This window comes from Stenotrophomonas sp. MYb57 (assembly GCF_002966815.1).
In the GTDB taxonomy this organism is placed as follows: domain Bacteria; phylum Pseudomonadota; class Gammaproteobacteria; order Xanthomonadales; family Xanthomonadaceae; genus Stenotrophomonas; species Stenotrophomonas indicatrix.
Window position 1 is genome coordinate 2,372,446 of sequence record NZ_CP023271.1, and the last position, 16,214, is coordinate 2,388,659.

Sequence of the window (16,214 nt, forward strand, 5' to 3'; positions counted from 1 at the left end):
CCTGAGCGCTCATCGGACCGTGGTCAGTACTGCGGAGTATTTCCAAAAAGCCGTGCGGCTAGCGACTCAGCAAGACATTTGTCCAAAGTTTATTTTCCGGCCTGTCATCTCTTTCGTTGCATTATCGCCATGTGGTGAATTGAAGGCCGCTCCATTGCCCTGTTTCAGCGTGTACTACTGGTCGGTGGGCCCGGAGTGCCTGTCGTCGAGGACAAGGAAGTATGTGGCCTGGTGCTGGATACTTGTTCGTGAAAATGCATCCGACACGGTCAATCAACCGCTCTGCTCTACGATCGTCTCAAATTCATAGCTCCCCGGAACGCCAAGCTTAACGAGTTGTCCGACAATGCCGTCGAGACGATTGCGCATCGGATGTGCGTGCGCGAGTAGAGACGAATCTTCCTTCGCGGCTGTGTTCAACCATTTCACTATTTGCCAACCGATTCCTAGCTCCACCCACATCCCGATATCGGTGGGCAGCCGTTCGAGCCATTCTTCCGCAGCATCCAACAGGAAATCGAGATGCCGCACCCGTGGCGACACGAGGAGCATGTTCATTGTGCACAATGCGACGAAGGGAGTGGGTCCGCCCCGTACGAACGGGCGCAGCACCTCCAGAATAGGATCGATGCGATCAAATACCGCAGGTACGAGGTAGCTGTTGGTGCCGCCGATAAGGTTATGCGTGTTCAACAGTATCCTGGCGACCACACCGGCAGTGTCGCGATCAACCGACAGACTGCCCGGCCGTGGATCGCGGTTCCAGTATCGCAACTTCGTAGCCCGGGCCACCAGCCTACGGCGAAGCTCAACTGCTCGCTCGGGCAAGCACGATACGTCGTTGAAATAGCGGACATCGGCGGCGTGAAGCACGATCTCCGAAACGTCTCCGAACGAGCGGTCCGGAAGTCCTTCGATCTGTGCCAGCAGTTCATCGAACCGATCGTCGCCGGCGTCCATCAACTCGTTTGCGACGAGGACGTAGAAAACGTTGTTCCATTCCATAGGCTCCCGGTCCACCTCGACGTCAGGCGGGTGACCGAATCCGTTTTTCCTCGCGGACCAGATGGCGTAGGCCCCGACGATCTCCGAATGCCATTCCCGTGGCACACATTTGCCCGCCAGAAGATTCAGCCACAGCGCGACAACCTGAGTATCAACGTAAACGCTCGCTTCTGGAATCGGTCTTGGGCTTGCTGCATTTTCAGGACTAGCAGCGCTCACCGAGCGCGAGCTTCGCACACGTGTGTGTTGCCTGAGAATTGGCTCTTCCTCCGGAAAGGCCGGCCAGGCAGGTTCGGCACTTCCGTCCAGCCAAACAGTCTCGGCTTCGACTGCCAGGCGATCAACGCTCTCCTTCTCGCGTCCATATCTCGCCGCCTCCGCCTTGTCCTCATTCCAGGGGCTGTGCCTCCAACGACTGGTCGCGAAGGCGGCGCGCGCAGCGGACTTGAGCAAACGCGGATTGGTTCCGGCGATGACTTCCAGCGCTGCCGAGAAGGCTGGCACCGCACAGCAGTCTCGCCGCGTTGCAGCGCGAAGCAATGCATCGCGATCGGACTTTCGGCCGCACCGGTGCCAAAGATGGATCAACGCCAGTACCGAGAGGGCTTGCGGATTGTAGGCGAGTGATGAGCTTGAGGTACGGAAGCTGTCTCCCTCTTGGGACAAGGTGAGCCTGACAACCTCGCGCACCCAGCCTTCGTGTTCATCCAGCAGCGCTCTGTCGCCGTCGCGTGCCGCGAGCATCGCAGTCGCCGATAGGCGGGCCGACCTCGACCGAAGCACATCGGAGTCGGTGTCGTCCGGCAGATCGCCGTTCGCGAACTCTACCGATTCACGTGCGACGGCCGCATTAGAATGTGCAAGGTCGCCTATCGCGAGCTGAATCTTAGATTCAATTTCGACGGAACGACGGCGATTGTTGTAATAATCGTCCAGGCGAGCCAGATGCTCTGCCTCCGCCGGTGGTGATCGATACTCGCGCAGGTCTCCAACGGCGACCCAGTTGCGTTCATCAAGCACGTTCAGCGCATAGGCAGCCATGAACGCTGGATCGCCGAAGTCCGCATGCAAAGAATACGGTCCAGTCCTAACCACGGCTTCTTGGAGCAGTGTCCTCACCCGCCGAGACGCTTCGTCGTCCCGAAGATAGCCCGGCAAGACCCTCTCGAGCGCAACACCTCGTGAGCGTTTCGCTTGGAGGTCAGCGAGAAGTATTCTTCCGCGTGGTTCTTGGGCAACGCTCAAGCCCAATGTCGTCAGGGGATCATGCGCGGCCCGTCCTCGATCCGCCGCCAACAATTCCGGGGAAGCGATGAAGGGAACCAACAACTCCCGGCTTGCCGGCCAGTGGGACAACATAAGATCGATCGCCACAAGCAGGTAAGCCGCACAACTGCCGTCGGCGCCGAGAATGTCGGCTACTATGGCGTCCAACTGCTCTCCGGCCGCTACACGGCCGTGCCCCCAGGCTTCCAGCGCCATTAGCGCAGACGCCACTGAATACTCGCGAGCCTGGTCGCGCGACCAGAGATACGTTTGGGCCCATGGGAAAAAACGCGAGTCATCGTCGAGCGCGATCAAGAATCCGGTTGCCTCCGGGACGCCGTAACCAATTCGGAAGGCCACAGCTTCATCGACGAGCTTGCGCACTAAGTCGAGGCCCACGGTGGGCGCCGCCTCAAGTAGGTCTAAAAATGGCGTTTGCGCCGGCGATGGCGGCAGGTAGTCGCCGTCGTTGAAACTGAACGCTTGATCTAGACGCTGCCGAGCCTGTTTTCGACGATCTTCAGGTTCGATCAGGCTTGCCGCAACGAGGTCGGCGAGTTCCTGCGGCGCTACGCGTGCGATGGTCGCGCTGAATGGACGGATCTCCCTAAACTTGAACCCGTCGTTGTCCGCGGCGACTGCACGCAGATAGGCCTTCGTCTGTTCCGGTGCGTAGGCGCATAGTAGCAAGGATACCGCCCTGAGCTCCGAGATCATGGACCTGCGGTCGATCGGCAATGGCGTGGTCCCCGCAGGAATCAGGACATAGGCATCAGGTTCGTCGAGTTGGCGCAGCCAGCCGAAGAGCATTCCAGCGATGGATGCGGCCAATCTCGGCGCGGCGGTGACCATTAGGTAAAGGGCCTGCACAAGCTTGACGACAGGCGCAAGCGCCTGAAGCGGAATCTCCGCTGAGTGACGCAAGCACCAGTTCATCAGCCTCGACGCGGACGCTGTCGTCGGTACGCGGATGGCCTTCGGGAGCGAGGATGCCCAAGTAGCCGATTCGCCGGTCAGGTCTAGCGCCCTGTCAGCAGGCGAAATCGTTTCCACTGTTGTCACGGCAACGGAAAGTTCTGCGAGCAGCGCGCCGTCTCGCGCTAGAAGCGCCGCGCTACAGCGCTCAAGCAAGATTACTGAAAGCTCTGAACGAACGATTGCCAATAGCACCTGACGCCGCCAGGAGCTGTGAGACCCGTCAGCCGACAATCTTTCGAGGAGCGCAAGCCACTCCGAGCCATCGGCAGTCTCCAGCGCAAAGCGCCCGGCAAACTCCACGCCGCGCGCGACCTTTGCGGAAGCCGGAACTCTGAGGTCTAGCGCGTTGAAGCCATCGGGATACTCGTGCAGGCGTGCGCCCACAGCCCAGTCCCGAAGCACGTCGTGATAGAACCGCAGATGGTCTCGCCTGGCCTCTGTCAGAGTCTGGGATCGCAGGAGATGGTTGCGCGCGGGCGAATCGTCCCGGACCTCAATCTCGTTGCCACCTGCGAGCGCGGCGTCCGCGAGATCGGCCATTAGCCGCTGGGCCGCTCGCCGGTCGGAGCGTTCCGCGGAGTCCGCGGTTTGCCACCAGTGGTTTGCAAGCGCCACCTCCGACCGGATCGTGGTGGTCGATGGCACTTTGAGCAGTCTTGAGAGCCTGTATAGGTTTCGGACGATGGCGGCAGCGGCGTGTCCCGGCGCCAGGAGCTCCCGAAGCTCCGGGGCATGCTGACGCAAGGTCTCAACTTCATCGTCGTCAAGCTCGCCGACGACGACCGCATGAAACGGTCCAAGCAGCGATACGAGCTCCGGTGCAAGCCAATCATCTCCGTCAAGTCCGTACTCCGGCCGCGAGGTGGCGACGATCAACAAGCCTTCGATTGCGGCTACCTCCCGCAGCAGATCATTGACCGTCCGGCGTCGCCCAGGAGACGTGAACATATCGAGGCTGTCGATGAAAATCACTGCCCCACCGCTCGTCGCCAGATCCCCCAAGAACTCTTGGGCCGTTGCTTGAAGATCCAACGTCTGCGCCAAGGCCGCCCAACCGCCCTCCGGCGTGCTCACTGGATCAAGGACGAGAACGTTGGCTTGGGAAGCGATGCGCTCGGCGGCATGCTTGAGCACCGCCGACTTGCCGACGCCAGGACCGCCGCTAATCTCGACGAAGCGATGGTGATCGAGGGCGAGGTCGAGCGCCTCGATCGCTTTGAGTCGAGGAAGTTGGACGCCGGCGACGCTGTTGCCGATCTCCGCCAAGGCTTGTCGTGATCTCTCTGCCAGTTTCAGCCTTGCGCCGGAGAAGTTCCGGTCGCCTAGGAGGCGGAAGCCGCGGCCGGAAAGCAGGCCGCGCAGTTCGGCGCGGTCGACAAAGCCGCCCGCCTTTGCCCTCTCGATTGAAATTTCGATGAGGTTGCTCCATAGCGCTTCTGCTCGCGGAGTATCCTCTGGGGCAAGGATCTGCCTGGCAACGAACAGCCCGTGGATTCTTGCCAGCGGGGCACTCGACTCGAAGTCAAACTCTAGGATCAGGAAGCGCCTGACGAAACGCCAGATCGCATCGTCATCGTCCGCAACGCCTGCCGCCACAAGGTTCGTACGGAAAGTTCCGGAGAATTTCCGCATGTCGAGTCCGGATACGCCTTTAGTCGCCACTCGCCTGAAGAACTCGGCTCCGGTTGCAGCCTTGCGGGCCCATTCCAACACGTCTTGGTATGGGCCTGAGATTGCCCTGCTCGTTCGTTGCGTAGCAACCGCAAGCCGATGCCTATCCTCAGGAATATTATGCGCGGTATTCCTGGCTACTTGCCTGCAGACCTCCTCGAATACCGCGTCCTTCGGGGCGAATGAGATCGTTCGCTTCGACTGAATCTCCAGCAGCATCTCACCAGCATGAGATGTTCCGTGAATCACCAGGTCGTCGAGCGAGAAGCCCTGGTCCACGCCTTGATAACGAACGCGCTGGATGCGCGCTCCCGGCAAACCGCGCGGCTCGGATTCGGCGAGGAGCGCCAGCAGATAGAACGCACCAAGCTCGCCCTCGATGTAGGAGCCGACGCCGCCGCGTCCAGCGGGACTCGATTCATGACTGACGGAGGTGGGATTGTCACGATGCATTGCCATATTCTGCCCTGAATCGCGTCGGGTTTCATGCTCCCTTATGAGGCTGCGGAGCTCGTCTGGGGGCCTCACCTACCCTCGATAAATCTTCGTAATCTAGGCGCAGCCAAACGCCTCCACGCAATTTTTGAACTAGTCGCACCCCGCAGCGGTCTCCCCCGGAGGCCTGGCTCGGATCCTGTGTTTAATGCCAGGCAATAGCGTCCGGTAGGCGCTCATAGCTAGAATGATTACGGGCACGGCTAGGGGCCAGCCCCACTCTGGGCAACGGCCGAGGGGCATGCCCTCCGGATACCCCGGGACAAAAGAGATGGTCACGAGTGAGCACCTCGTTGAGAATGCCCGTAGCGGGCTCGTTGGGGCGTCCGCGTACGATCAACTTCCTACCAGGGCCTGTCGAACCCGTCATGAGCACCGAGATCATCGAAATCCTAGATCGCCTTCACGCCTGCGAGGCGGGACTAGAGGTGCATCGGGGCTACCTCAAGGCGATGGAATACGCCCTACGGGTTTCAATTCTGACCCATCAGGATCCAGACGCCCTGCTCGACACGTGGACGAGGCTGCTCCCGTCGATTGCACGTACTCATGCTGATGACGATGGCCCCCTGTTTGTGGCGGCGTTCCAGCAATCACTTGCGGTCCTAACCGAGCAGATTGAGCGTGATAGAAATGAAACTTAGGCCGGCAGTCTGTCAGGCTTGTGGCATCCGCTAGCTGAAGGTGAACAGCCTGTCTGCTGTCCTGCGCTATTGGCACCACGTCTTCACAATCTCAAGGAAGAAGAATGTCCATCCATCAAGTGAACATCTGAGGTTATGTGCAGATGCTTCGTGCTCTCAGAGGGGCCAGTTGAAAGACCGACGCCAATGCATGCCGGTGGGCTGCGACGTGCGCAACCTGCTCTTGGCTCGACTGGCTTCGGACATGCACCCGCTGGCCACGCAGATTCAGTTCGTCTGCACGAAGCACGCAAGGTAGTCTGCTGTCTAGTGGACAGCCTTCGCCATCTCCGGCGGCGCCCGGCGATATGGGCCAAGCCCGCGCACTGATTGACCAGACGTTGGGCTACCTGGTCTCCCCCGACGTGGCGGCTATCGAGAGTGGTGCCACGTGAGACGTTGCGATCGAACTGGGAGATGGACTCGCCTTCGATATAAAGGGGAGTGACTATGCCACGAACTAGGCAGCATCTCGGTTCAGTTCTATTCGCACCTGATCACCGCATATAAAATCCTACGTGACTATGGGATATCGCTCGGAAAGGCGGACTACGTGACCAACTTGTTTGTGTGAGTGCGCCAAGCGCAGTAGCCAAATCCAGCCCGTCAGCAAATCGCGACCTGTTTCTGCACTGCGTCCATCAACAAGTCCATTCCGGAAGGGCCCTGCTCCGCTGTGCGCTCTCCTTCAGCGAAGTCGGTCCAGTCTGCTTCCGCTATCCGACCAAGTTCGTGGAGCTCGGCTGGCAGCCACCGCATTGGCCAAAACGGCAGCCGGCGATGGCCCACCCTTCCTCGGTGCAGTTCGACCAGGCCCGTATGGCTGCTCGCCCCGATGACCCTTGAATAGGCCACCGACAGCCCGTCTTCGGGCCCTTCAAGATATTGGAGAAAGTGCTCTCCATCGAAAAGCAGTACCCCGGTCACGCCAGCGTTCCGATTGAAACGGGCGGCATCGTCAACAATGGCACACAGCTTCCCTTCCGTTTGGCCCAGTCCGTCTGCAGCGATTTCGCGGATCGCCTCGCTTGCATAAGCCACGGCCCTGATAGGCATCGGCATCTCCTTGCAGGTGGCCCTACAGAATAGCCATCGCCCTCTCTCGAATACAGTGATGTGTACGTAGGAAACAAAACAATTCAGGGAAATGTGAAGATGAACTGGCGGGCTCGTCACACTCTCTCGCGTGAATGAGTCTGCAAACTCTGTCCATCCGTTCGGGGATACACGCCCATGCCTGATACCGGCCATTTCTATGTGCTTGCGCTGGACTATACCGCCGACGAACAGGGGCGAATCAAGAACGTCAATACGATCACAGTCCGTTGCAACCATTGCCGCCATGTTTCCCGCGCCGAAGCGGGGCTGGAACCTATTTCGGGCGGCACATTATTGACGTGCGGCAAGTGTGGGGCTCGCCAGGCAGTAAGCAACGCCCGATTGGTGGAGTGCGACCATATCCTCGGCCGAGGCGGGGACGCGCCGAGCGCCATCGAGCGCTGACGCTTCCCGGAAACGCCATGGTTCTGTTCAAATTCAAGCCACTGTCCCAACTGGCCCATCTGCTCGATATCATCGTCAACGAGCGCCTCTACTGCCATCATTATGAGGAGCTCAACGATCCCTTCGAGGGTCAGTTCGAGCGCATGGTCGGGCGCGGTGCTGTACGTCGTGATTTCGGTACCGCCGGTGAGCTGGATCGGGAGGTGCCCACGCGCATCTGCAGCTTGAGCCGCTGCTGCGACGACGTTCGCATGTGGTCGTTGTACGCGGGGAACTTTGCCGGTGTCGCCGTGCAACTCGAACTGGACCCGGCCCATCTCCCCCTGTATCCGGTGCGCTACGCAAAACGCCTGCCCGCCATCGATGTCGCCTGCCGGCCCGACGCCGCCCTGCGGGCGTTGACCACCAAGACATCGCACTGGCGCTATGAAAAGGAATGGCGGTTGCTCAGTCCGGAATCCAGGATCGAGGTGCCCGGCGCGGTGCGTCGCGTCATCCTCGGCATGCGCATGCCATCCGAGGTGATCGACATCATCAGCCAAGTGGCGCACCCCCACACCGATGTCCGCATGGCCGAGCTCGACCCGGCGGGCACGTGCATTGTCATGGGCGGCCGCCCGACCCGTCCACAGCCCTCGCTGCAGACGGCATGAGGCGCGCCTGCAGCGGCATGGGTCAGCCCTGCAGCAGGCCCGACAATGACCGGTGCGACGCCACCCCCGCCAAGGCGCCCTCGCCCACCGCCAGAGAAATGTTGCCCGCCATGCGCGCGCAGTCTCCGCAAGCAAATACGCCTGGAATGGTGGTCTGCTTGCTTGAGTCAGTGGTGATGCACCCTTCTCTCTGCAGGTCACAGCCAAGCTGCGCAGCGAGGGGGGTAGACAGTTGCGTCTGCGTGACGATGAACAGCGCCGCCAGGCTGACTGTGCGGCCACCTGCCAGTTCCACGTCCGCCTCACCTGTAATGCGCTCGATCAGGTCGTCTACTACTCGAATCCCTCTGCCGTGCAGCCTGGCATCCGGCGCTGGCGGCAATGTCCCGTTGCGGAACAGTACCACCGAGCCCCAATCGCAGAGCAGCAAGGCTTCGGCCTGCGCTTCCGCCTCAGCATTGTGCTGCGCCAGCACGCCCAGTGGTCTGTCCGGCAACTCGTAGCCATGGCAGTAGGGGCAATGCAGTACGGTCTTCCCCCAGCGCTCGGCAAGCCCGCTCACGGCGGGCAGGCGATCAACCACTCCATGGGCCAGCACAAGCCGACGGGCGCGCACGCTGGTGCCACCGTCGAGCAACACGCTGAAGTCATCGATACGACCCCACGCACGGCGCGCGGTACCGTTGAACCAATGCAGCCCGGGATAGCGCAGCAACTGCTGCCGGGACGTCTGCAGCAGTGCAGGGGTTGCCGAACCGTCCTGGCCGAGGAATCCGTGCGAGACGGCAGCGGGGTTGTTGCGTGGATGGCCGGCATCGATGACCAGCACGCAGCGACGCGCTCTCGCCAACTGCAGCGCCGCCGACATTCCTGCGAAGCTGCCGCCAATGACGACCGCGTCATAGAACGGGAGGGGCGGTTCGTTGCAGGATGGAAGAGAAGCCAATGGCGTTCCAGGGCAGATGGCGGCGGATGACCAAGACCCTCCCACTTCGCCCCTCAAGGCAGTGAGAAACCGCAGTGAAGCCCACGCAACGCACACATGCGCGTGGCTGTTAGGCAACCGTGAGCGCCGCGCTGTGCTGCCGCACCCGCCCACGACCTCGGCATCGCGCCGATGTGATCCGGGCCGGTGCAAGCTGAATATCCCCGACGAGAGGAGGTGGCCAATGAAGTCCCGCTATGCGATTTCCCTCTGTATTGCCGCTTTTGCGCTCTCTCCCGCATCAGCCGTTGCCGGCCCGGAGGCGGCGGGGGGCGCCGCGCCGCCTGGCCGGGAAGCCGCGGTGGGACGTGGCCAGGAGGCAGCCCTTGGCACGCTCTCAACCATCAACGCTGGCGAAATCGATGCCGGTCGCCTTGCTCTGATGCGCGCCCTCGATACGCGGGTACGGGACTATGCGCAACGGATGATCGATGAGCACACCAGCAACAACCGTCAGTTGGCCACGTGGAAGAACGACGGGGCCGCACTGCAGGCGCAGGCAGAACGGGCGGAGGGGAAAAAAACACTGGCGATGCTGCAGCAAGCGCAGGGCCCGGCATTCGACGGCGCCTATCTGCAGGCCATGGTACGGGACCATCAGCGGGCGCTGCAGACGCTGGATTCCAGCCTGATTCCGGCCGCACACGACCCCGACGTCGCCGGCTTCCTGCGGGTCTCGCGCTTGCATGTTGCCGATCACCTGAAGCAGGCACAGGAACTGCTATCCCAGTTGGGCGTAAAGAACCCGGAGACGGCACGATGACAAGGTTGTTGGAACGCCTGCACACCGATCCGGTCACGATCACGCGATTGAAGGAACTGTAGCGCGAGCCGAATGGCGAAAACGGTCGCGGAACTGCATCTGCACGACGGGCGCGTGCTTCAAGGGTGCTGCCCGAGTGGCCGGCTATCATGCAGTTCGTCGACTACAGCGGACAGGAGGGCACCAACGTCCTGTTGCGGCTAAATCCGGGTAATGGTGGTGTACATTTGCGGCTGGATGAGGCGACGCATGTTGTGCGGTTGGGCTAGGCATGAGCCAGCAGCCAAGACCACAGCCGGCAGTGCGCCAAAGGGCCCTGAGCGCATCACTATCAACGGAGAGTGACAGCTATGCCTCCGGGTGTGGGAGTTGGGCCTGAGGACGAAATCAAGCCTGCGGTCGAAGAGGTTGGCACGCTTAACACAGAGCTCAGGCGTTATCGCCGCCGCATTGAAGAACTGGCCGCTGCGGGTTGTGCCTGTCGACTCAGTGCACTGCCGGTAGCGACAGCGGGTGCATGGAATCTCAGCGGCGGCCGAGAGGTGCCCTTCGCTGCGGGAGCATTCTTGGCGCCTAGGTGTGTTCGCTGGCGGCGGCCACCCTTTCCACAACCCGGGGGGCCACGGCCATGCCGGATTTGCGTATGCCTGACAGATGCAACCAGCTGCCATTGACGTCCACGGTTGCCCCGGCCAGCGCGGAGTCCCGCGACAACGCCTCTGTGAAGGCGTGTACCCATGCCTCGCACGGGATCCCATCCAGTTGTACGGCACAGGCGTCGTCACCAACACGAAGGTTGGCCAGCTCGAGCCGGATGATGCGCGGATTGGCGGTGCGGAACTGGGAAGCGCTGCTCATGGGATGGGATCCTTCGGTTTTGGGCCCCCCTACAGTCACGCGCTGCTGTCGTACGGGGTGTGGCAAGAATGTCAACCCGGAATGACGCTTGTGCCGCCTGCTCGTCACGGCGCGCACACAACGTTTCCGACGCTGCTCAGCCATGGGTTTTCCGGGCGCCGCATCGCGGTGGTCGGCACGCCCATCGCACAGGTTGACACGCCCGGTGACCGCAGCGAGCATGACCCGTCTTCCCCACCCCGAGGCAACTAGAATGCCCGCAGAAGCAAGGTTCCAGATCGTGGGCATCGGCGCATCCGCAGGCGGAGTCGAAGCATTGGAAGGGTTTTTCCGCGGCCTTCCTACAGACATCGATATGGCGTTCGTGGTGGTCACCCACCTGAATCCTTCACGCAAAACGCTTCTGCCTGAGATCCTTGCCAGGTTCACGTCGCTTCCGGTGGTGGAGGCTGCTGATGGAATGCCTATCGAACGCAGGAGTGTGTATGTCATGCCCGAGAACGCCGTGCTGGGCGTCGACCAAGGGCATTTCATTCTGCACGACCTGGGCGGTCGGCGTGAACCCAAGCCCGTGGATATTTTTCTCTGCGAACTCGCTGAGAGTTTCGAGTCATTGGCGGTGGGTGTGATCCTGTCAGGTGGAGACGCGGATGGCACCCTGGGCCTGAAGGCCATCCAGGAAAAGGGCGGAATGACGTTCGCCCAAGTCGCTGATGGGTTCGGTCCGCAATTTCCCGATATGCCGAATTCTGCCATCGAGCTCGGCTTCGCCGATTTCGCACTTCCGGCCGAGGCGATGGGGCCGAAGATCGCCGAGCTTGCGGGCAACATCGGCATGTTCGATGAAGCGGTGCAAAGCGCGCAACTCCAGCATTCATCGGCGCAGGTCGCCGAACAGGTCGCCGAGATCTACCGGTTGCTGCGTACCCACGTGGGCCATGACTTCAGTGGTTACAAGCCGCGCACCTTCCTTCGACGTGTCCATCGACGCATGCAGGTGCTGGGACTGCGGAATCTTGACGCCTACGTGGGGGTTCTCAGCCAAGAGCCTCAGGAGGCGGGGTTGCTGTTCCGTGACCTGCTGATCAATGTCACGAACTTCTTCCGTGACAAGGACGCGTTCAAGAGCCTTGGGGAGCAAGTCATCCCGCAATTGCTGGCGCGCGGGCGGCCGGACGACACCATCCGCATATGGGTTCCTGGTTGTGCCACGGGTGAGGAGGTCTACTCTCTTGCCATGTTGATGCTGGAGCATATGGCCGAGGTTGAATCTGCGCCGCGTGTACAGATCTTCGCTACCGATATCGATGATCGGGCGTTGGCCGTAGCCCGTGCCGCTCGGTATCCCAAGCCATTGCTGAGCGCGGTAAGCGAAGAACGCCGACGGCGCTTCTTCCTGGAAGACGGCGAGAACATGGTTGTTTCAAAGCAGGTGCGTGAGCTGTGCATCTTCTCGCCGCACAGTGTCATCCGTGACCCTCCTTTCTCCCGGATCGACATGGTCTCCTGCCGCAATTTGCTGATCTATTTCGGCCCGGACGTGCAGGCTCAGGTGATCCCGACCTTCCACTATGCGCTGCGGCCTGATGGGTTCCTTTTCCTGGGTACAGCCGAAAATCTGAGCCAGTTCGATGAGCTGTTTGTTGCAGTGGACAAGCGCCATCGCATCTTCCGGCGGCGGAAAGGCTCGACACCCACGGTTCGGCTGCCAATGTCACTGGTGCTGCCCCGCCAGCAGACGATAGCTGAAGGAAGTGGGCGCCGGATACCGGTCGCAGGCTCTCTTCGCCACAGCGCCGAAACACAGGTCCTGGACCGACATGCACCTGCGCACGTGGTGGTCAGCAGCGACGGCGATATCGTGTATTTCTCGGGTCGCACCGGAAAATACCTGGAGGTCCCCGCGGGTGCCCCCACGCGCCAGCTGTTGACGCTGGCGCGGCGCGAGCTGCGGCTCGATCTGCGGACGATTTTCCGCGACGCGGTCGAGAACGTGCGAAGTGCACACCGGGGCGGCTTGGCAATCGAGGTCGATGATGGGCGTATGCAGCTGGTCGAGCTCGTCATCGAGCCGCTCAGCGAGCGCATGGGTAGCGAGGCCTTGTTCCTGGTGCTGTTCGTCGACCAGGGGCCGATACTCTCCAAGGACGAGGCATCCAACAGTGTCGGGCAGGCCAATCTTCGCGCCGACCATCTTTCGCTTACCGAGCGCGAGTTGCATGAAACCCGTGACCGCCTCCAATCGCTGATCGAAGAGTATGAGACCGCACTGGAGGATCTCAAGTCTTCCAATGAGGAGTTGGTCTCGGTCAATGAGGAAATGCAGTCCACCAACGAAGAACTCGAGGCATCGAAAGAAGAGCTGCAGTCGGTCAATGAGGAGCTACACACCGTCAATGCCGAGCTGCACGGCAAGTTGGAAGCCCTGGATCGCGCCAACAGCGATCTGGTGAATCTATTCCAAGCCACCGAAGTGGCAACGGTGTTCCTTGACGCGCAACTGGCGATCAGATCGTTCACGCCTGCCACGGAATCGATCTTCAGCATCCGCAGCAATGATATTGGTCGACCGATAACTGATCTGTCCGTCCGTATCGAACTTCCGCACTTCAACGAAGATCTTCAGCGGGCACTGCATGAGCGGGTGACCATCGAGCGACGTGCTTCATGCCGCGAACGTGGCTGCAACTACCTGGTCCGCGTGGGCCCCTACGTAGACCTGTCCGGTCGCGTCAATGGCGTAGTGGTTACGTTCGTGGACGTGACCAGTCTGATACGATCCGAAGAGCGTCAGCAGGTGCTCATCGCGGAACTGCAGCATCGCACGCGTAATCTGCTGGGTATCGTGCAGGCCATCGCACTGCGCACGCTCGGCAACGGGGAAAATGTCGCCGATTTTGCAATGCGGCTGGCAGCACTTGGTCGGGCCCAGAGCCTTCTAGGCGGTACCCTGGCAGACGAAGTGGACTTGGCCGAGATGGTGCGTATGGAGCTTTCGTCATTGGGCGTCCCCATGGAGCGTGTGAGCATGTCAGGCCACAGCGTCGCGCTCAGTTTTGACATGGCACAGACCTTCAGCCTAGCCCTGCATGAGCTCGCCACCAATGCGACCAAGTACGGCGCATTCAAGGTCGACGGCGGGCAACTGCGGGTCCACTGGGAAGTGCTGGGAACGGATGGAGGTCGCAGACTTGCGCTTCGCTGGCGGGAAACCGGCGTGCCTATTCAGCATGAGCCCCAGCGAAGCGGCTTTGGAACCCAACTGATCGTTCACGCCATGTCGCACACACTCAACGCCGAGACGCGCCTGGAATACACCAATGACGGGGTCTTCTGCAGCATTGAAGTACCCTACCAACACGCCCCATGATGTCCATCCACGGATTGATGGCGAGCATGCGGCTGGGAGGTTTCATGAACACCGGCAAGCTGGCTGGCTGCAGAGTTTACGTTGTTGAAGACAACTATCTTCTCGCATTGACCGTTGTCGAGTTTCTCGAATGTGCCGGTGCAGAGGTACTCGGCACCACCGGTAAGCTCGGTGATGCGCAACGCTTCGTTGCTGAGAACCAACGCAGCATCGATGCCGTCATTCTGGACGTCAACCTGCGCAGTGAGACCTCGTATCCACTGGCAGAGCAACTGGTTGCGTCGGCCATCCCTTTTGTGTTTACCACGGGCTATGACGCAACATCGATTGACGCGCGCTTCCGGGATCATCCTGTGTGCTGCAAACCCTTTGTGCCCTCTTCCTTGTGGGAGATGGTGGACGCGGTTCGGGTACGCCATTGATCGGATTGACTGTTGACACGGCGTTCGCAAGGGATTGATGGGGCCGCTCACGGTGAGGAGCTTACTCTTGCGTACCCGTTCCATAGCGCGGGTGACCGACGAGGAGACCGACATGCAGCGTGACCAGAAAGACCTGCCGCACCCGGATGCCAATGACGCGACTGCTCCAGCGCGCTCGGGAAGCAGCGACCAGGCCAAGGCCCACAACAATGCCAATCATGACGAGGCGCTGGCGGAGACTTTTCCAGCAAGTGATCCGATATCACCATTCGTCGCCGCGTCCGCACCCGATGAGCCTGCGCAGCGGGGGCGCAAGCAGCCGGCATCCGATGCGGCAAAGAAGAACGGGGGCGCCAAGGGAGGTGAGCAGTGATCCGACGTGCGTTCGCCCGCGCGGCATCTGCCACCGCACGCCTGTCAGGCAGCTTGGGCGCATTCGTGGCGGCGCTGGGCGTCATTACCGCGTGGGCCGTGAGCGGCCCGGCCTTCCACTTCAATGACACCTGGCAGCTGGTGATCAACACCGGCACCACGATCGTGACATTCCTTATGGTATTCCTGATCCAGCACACCCAGAACGCCGACACTGCGGCATTGCACATCAAGCTGGACGAGTTGATCCGGGTCAGCAGGGATGCCAACCAGGAGCTTCTCAATCTGGAGGCGATGGAGCCAACCCACCTCGAGGATATCCGGCAGCGGTATGAGGCCTTGGCTCGCACGGCTGCCGATATCAAGACCAAGAAGGAACGCTGCATGCCACGCGCCGCCCCCGGGCACGTGGTCGAGAACTGACGCGCGACCCGGAGCCATCCATGCAGCAGCCGACCGCCCTGCTCATCATCGACCTTTTCAGCCTTTTCGATTTTCCGCAGGGGCGTCAGCTGGCTCCACTCGCCGAGCAGGCAGCGCTTCAAGCCGCCAATCTACGCGCGGCGTTCGACGCGCGAGGGCTGCCGGTAATCTACGCCAATGATAATTTCGGTAACTGGAAGCAGGACTTCCCGCAGCTGGTCGAGGCGTGCCGGCAGAAGGGTGGCGAGCCAGCCAGGATCGCCGCCCAGTTGGCTCCACGGCCGGGGCACTACTTCATCCTGAAGCCCAAGCACTCCGCATTCCTGGCCACGCCCCTGCCGGTGCTGCTGGCCAAGCTTGGCGTCAGCCGCCTGATACTGGCCGGCATGACCCTGGATTCATGCGTTCTGGCCACCGCCGTGGATGCGAACTCACGCGAGTACCGCACCGTGGTCGCGTGGGAGGCGACGGCGGCGCTCCCGGACCGGCGGCAGCCGGCGTTGCAGACGCTGCAGCGTTCCGGTGTGGCTGAGGTGCTCAGCAATCGCCAGGTGTTGGCACTGCTGCCATCGACCACCACGAACGGTTAGCGCATCTGCGCGACGACGAACGGACGCGGCAATCGTCGCGGGGTGATCCATTGCGCGTCAGCGCGCCGTCTTCGCAACACAGCGTCGCTGTGGATGTGTACTGGATGGCTGTGTCATGGAACCAGCAGTAACGAAGCAGGCACGCGCTGACGTCGAAGCCACATGATGATGAATCCG

14 protein-coding genes are annotated in these 16,214 nt (G+C 61.2%); 10 read left to right on the top strand and 4 right to left on the bottom strand.

Features of this window, described 5'->3' with window-relative positions; genetic code table 11:
* Window positions 1-273: 273 nt before the first annotated feature.
* Entirely contained in the window at window positions 274-5,373 is a 5,100-nt protein-coding gene (locus CLM74_RS10910) for a hypothetical protein (protein WP_158684135.1), read from the bottom strand.
* 410 nt (window positions 5,374-5,783) lie between these two features.
* Between CLM74_RS10910 and CLM74_RS10915 the strand changes: the two genes are divergently transcribed.
* Both CLM74_RS10915 and CLM74_RS21740 read left to right on the top strand, forming a co-directional pair.
* A complete protein-coding gene (locus CLM74_RS10915) occupies window positions 5,784-6,059 on the top strand; it encodes a hypothetical protein (protein WP_105164032.1) in 276 nt (91 codons plus the stop codon).
* A gap of 550 nt (window positions 6,060-6,609) precedes the next feature.
* Window positions 6,610-6,672: a hypothetical protein gene (locus tag CLM74_RS21740; RefSeq protein WP_234003473.1), complete on the top strand. Its 63-nt coding sequence runs from the start codon at window positions 6,610-6,612 to the stop codon at window positions 6,670-6,672.
* Between the two features lie 32 nt (window positions 6,673-6,704).
* Here the strand turns inward: CLM74_RS21740 and CLM74_RS10925 are convergent, their stop codons facing one another.
* Window positions 6,705-7,154 carry a BLUF domain-containing protein gene (locus tag CLM74_RS10925; protein ID WP_105164033.1) on the bottom strand — a complete coding sequence of 150 codons (450 nt, stop codon included), beginning with the start codon at window positions 7,152-7,154 and terminating at the stop codon, window positions 6,705-6,707.
* A gap of 177 nt (window positions 7,155-7,331) precedes the next feature.
* On the opposite strand from CLM74_RS10925, the gene CLM74_RS10930 reads away from it, so the two are divergent.
* Entirely contained in the window at window positions 7,332-7,601 is a 270-nt protein-coding gene (locus CLM74_RS10930) for a hypothetical protein (protein ID WP_088100324.1), read from the top strand.
* A 17-nt stretch (window positions 7,602-7,618) separates the two neighbouring features.
* Window positions 7,619-8,254 (top strand): DUF2971 domain-containing protein, encoded by a 636-nt coding sequence (locus CLM74_RS10935; RefSeq protein WP_105164034.1) that lies wholly within the window; start codon window positions 7,619-7,621, stop codon window positions 8,252-8,254.
* Between the two features lie 22 nt (window positions 8,255-8,276).
* Here the strand turns inward: CLM74_RS10935 and CLM74_RS10940 are convergent, their stop codons facing one another.
* The gene (locus tag CLM74_RS10940) at window positions 8,277-9,200 is read right to left on the bottom strand and encodes an NAD(P)/FAD-dependent oxidoreductase (RefSeq protein ID WP_234003323.1); all 924 of its coding nucleotides are present in this window, start codon (window positions 9,198-9,200) and stop codon (window positions 8,277-8,279) included.
* A 223-nt stretch (window positions 9,201-9,423) separates the two neighbouring features.
* Here CLM74_RS10940 and CLM74_RS10945 point away from each other — a divergent pair, with 223 nt between their 5' ends.
* Entirely contained in the window at window positions 9,424-10,002 is a 579-nt protein-coding gene (locus CLM74_RS10945) for a DUF4142 domain-containing protein (protein WP_105164035.1), read from the top strand.
* 573 nt (window positions 10,003-10,575) lie between these two features.
* Here the strand turns inward: CLM74_RS10945 and CLM74_RS10955 are convergent.
* Window positions 10,576-10,860, bottom strand: a complete 285-nt coding sequence (locus tag CLM74_RS10955) for a hypothetical protein (protein WP_105164036.1) — start codon at window positions 10,858-10,860, stop codon at window positions 10,576-10,578.
* Window positions 10,861-11,080: 220 nt separating this feature from the next.
* Between CLM74_RS10955 and CLM74_RS10960 the strand changes: the two genes are divergently transcribed.
* The 5 genes from CLM74_RS10960 to CLM74_RS10980 all read left to right on the top strand — a co-directional run bounded on the left by CLM74_RS10960 (window position 11,081) and on the right by CLM74_RS10980 (window position 16,037).
* Complete coding sequence (locus CLM74_RS10960) at window positions 11,081-14,230, top strand: CheR family methyltransferase (RefSeq protein ID WP_199776046.1); 3,150 nt, start codon at window positions 11,081-11,083, stop codon at window positions 14,228-14,230.
* 44 nt (window positions 14,231-14,274) lie between these two features.
* On the top strand, window positions 14,275-14,652 hold the full coding sequence (locus CLM74_RS10965; protein ID WP_105164989.1) for a response regulator: 378 nt from the start codon (window positions 14,275-14,277) through the stop codon (window positions 14,650-14,652).
* A 67-nt stretch (window positions 14,653-14,719) separates the two neighbouring features.
* Window positions 14,720-15,025 (top strand): hypothetical protein, encoded by a 306-nt coding sequence (locus CLM74_RS10970; RefSeq protein WP_234003325.1) that lies wholly within the window; start codon window positions 14,720-14,722, stop codon window positions 15,023-15,025.
* The gene (locus tag CLM74_RS10975) at window positions 15,022-15,447 is read left to right on the top strand and encodes a low affinity iron permease family protein (RefSeq protein ID WP_105164038.1); all 426 of its coding nucleotides are present in this window, start codon (window positions 15,022-15,024) and stop codon (window positions 15,445-15,447) included. Before CLM74_RS10970 ends, CLM74_RS10975 begins: the two co-directional genes overlap by 4 nt.
* 20 nt (window positions 15,448-15,467) lie before the next feature.
* Window positions 15,468-16,037, top strand: coding sequence for an isochorismatase family cysteine hydrolase (locus tag CLM74_RS10980; protein ID WP_105164039.1), 570 nt, complete (start codon window positions 15,468-15,470; stop codon window positions 16,035-16,037).
* Window positions 16,038-16,214: the final 177 nt, after the last annotated feature.

Bases quoted from the DNA above. Each gene is read 5' to 3' on its own strand.
- CLM74_RS10915 (WP_105164032.1), top strand. From the start codon at position 5,784: ATGAGCACCGAGATCATCGAAATCCTAGATCGCCTTCACGCCTGCGAG.
- CLM74_RS10935 (WP_105164034.1), top strand. From the start codon at position 7,619: ATGGTTCTGTTCAAATTCAAGCCACTGTCCCAACTGGCCCATCTGCTC.
- CLM74_RS10965 (WP_105164989.1), top strand. From the start codon at position 14,275: ATGAACACCGGCAAGCTGGCTGGCTGCAGAGTTTACGTTGTTGAAGAC.
- CLM74_RS10945 (WP_105164035.1), top strand. From the start codon at position 9,424: ATGAAGTCCCGCTATGCGATTTCCCTCTGTATTGCCGCTTTTGCGCTC.
- CLM74_RS10955 (WP_105164036.1), bottom strand. From the start codon at position 10,860: ATGAGCAGCGCTTCCCAGTTCCGCACCGCCAATCCGCGCATCATCCGG.
- CLM74_RS10910 (WP_158684135.1), bottom strand. From the start codon at position 5,373: ATGCATCGTGACAATCCCACCTCCGTCAGTCATGAATCGAGTCCCGCT.
- CLM74_RS10930 (WP_088100324.1), top strand. From the start codon at position 7,332: ATGCCTGATACCGGCCATTTCTATGTGCTTGCGCTGGACTATACCGCC.
- CLM74_RS10980 (WP_105164039.1), top strand. From the start codon at position 15,468: ATGCAGCAGCCGACCGCCCTGCTCATCATCGACCTTTTCAGCCTTTTC.
- CLM74_RS10960 (WP_199776046.1), top strand. From the start codon at position 11,081: ATGACCCGTCTTCCCCACCCCGAGGCAACTAGAATGCCCGCAGAAGCA.
- CLM74_RS10925 (WP_105164033.1), bottom strand. From the start codon at position 7,154: ATGCCTATCAGGGCCGTGGCTTATGCAAGCGAGGCGATCCGCGAAATC.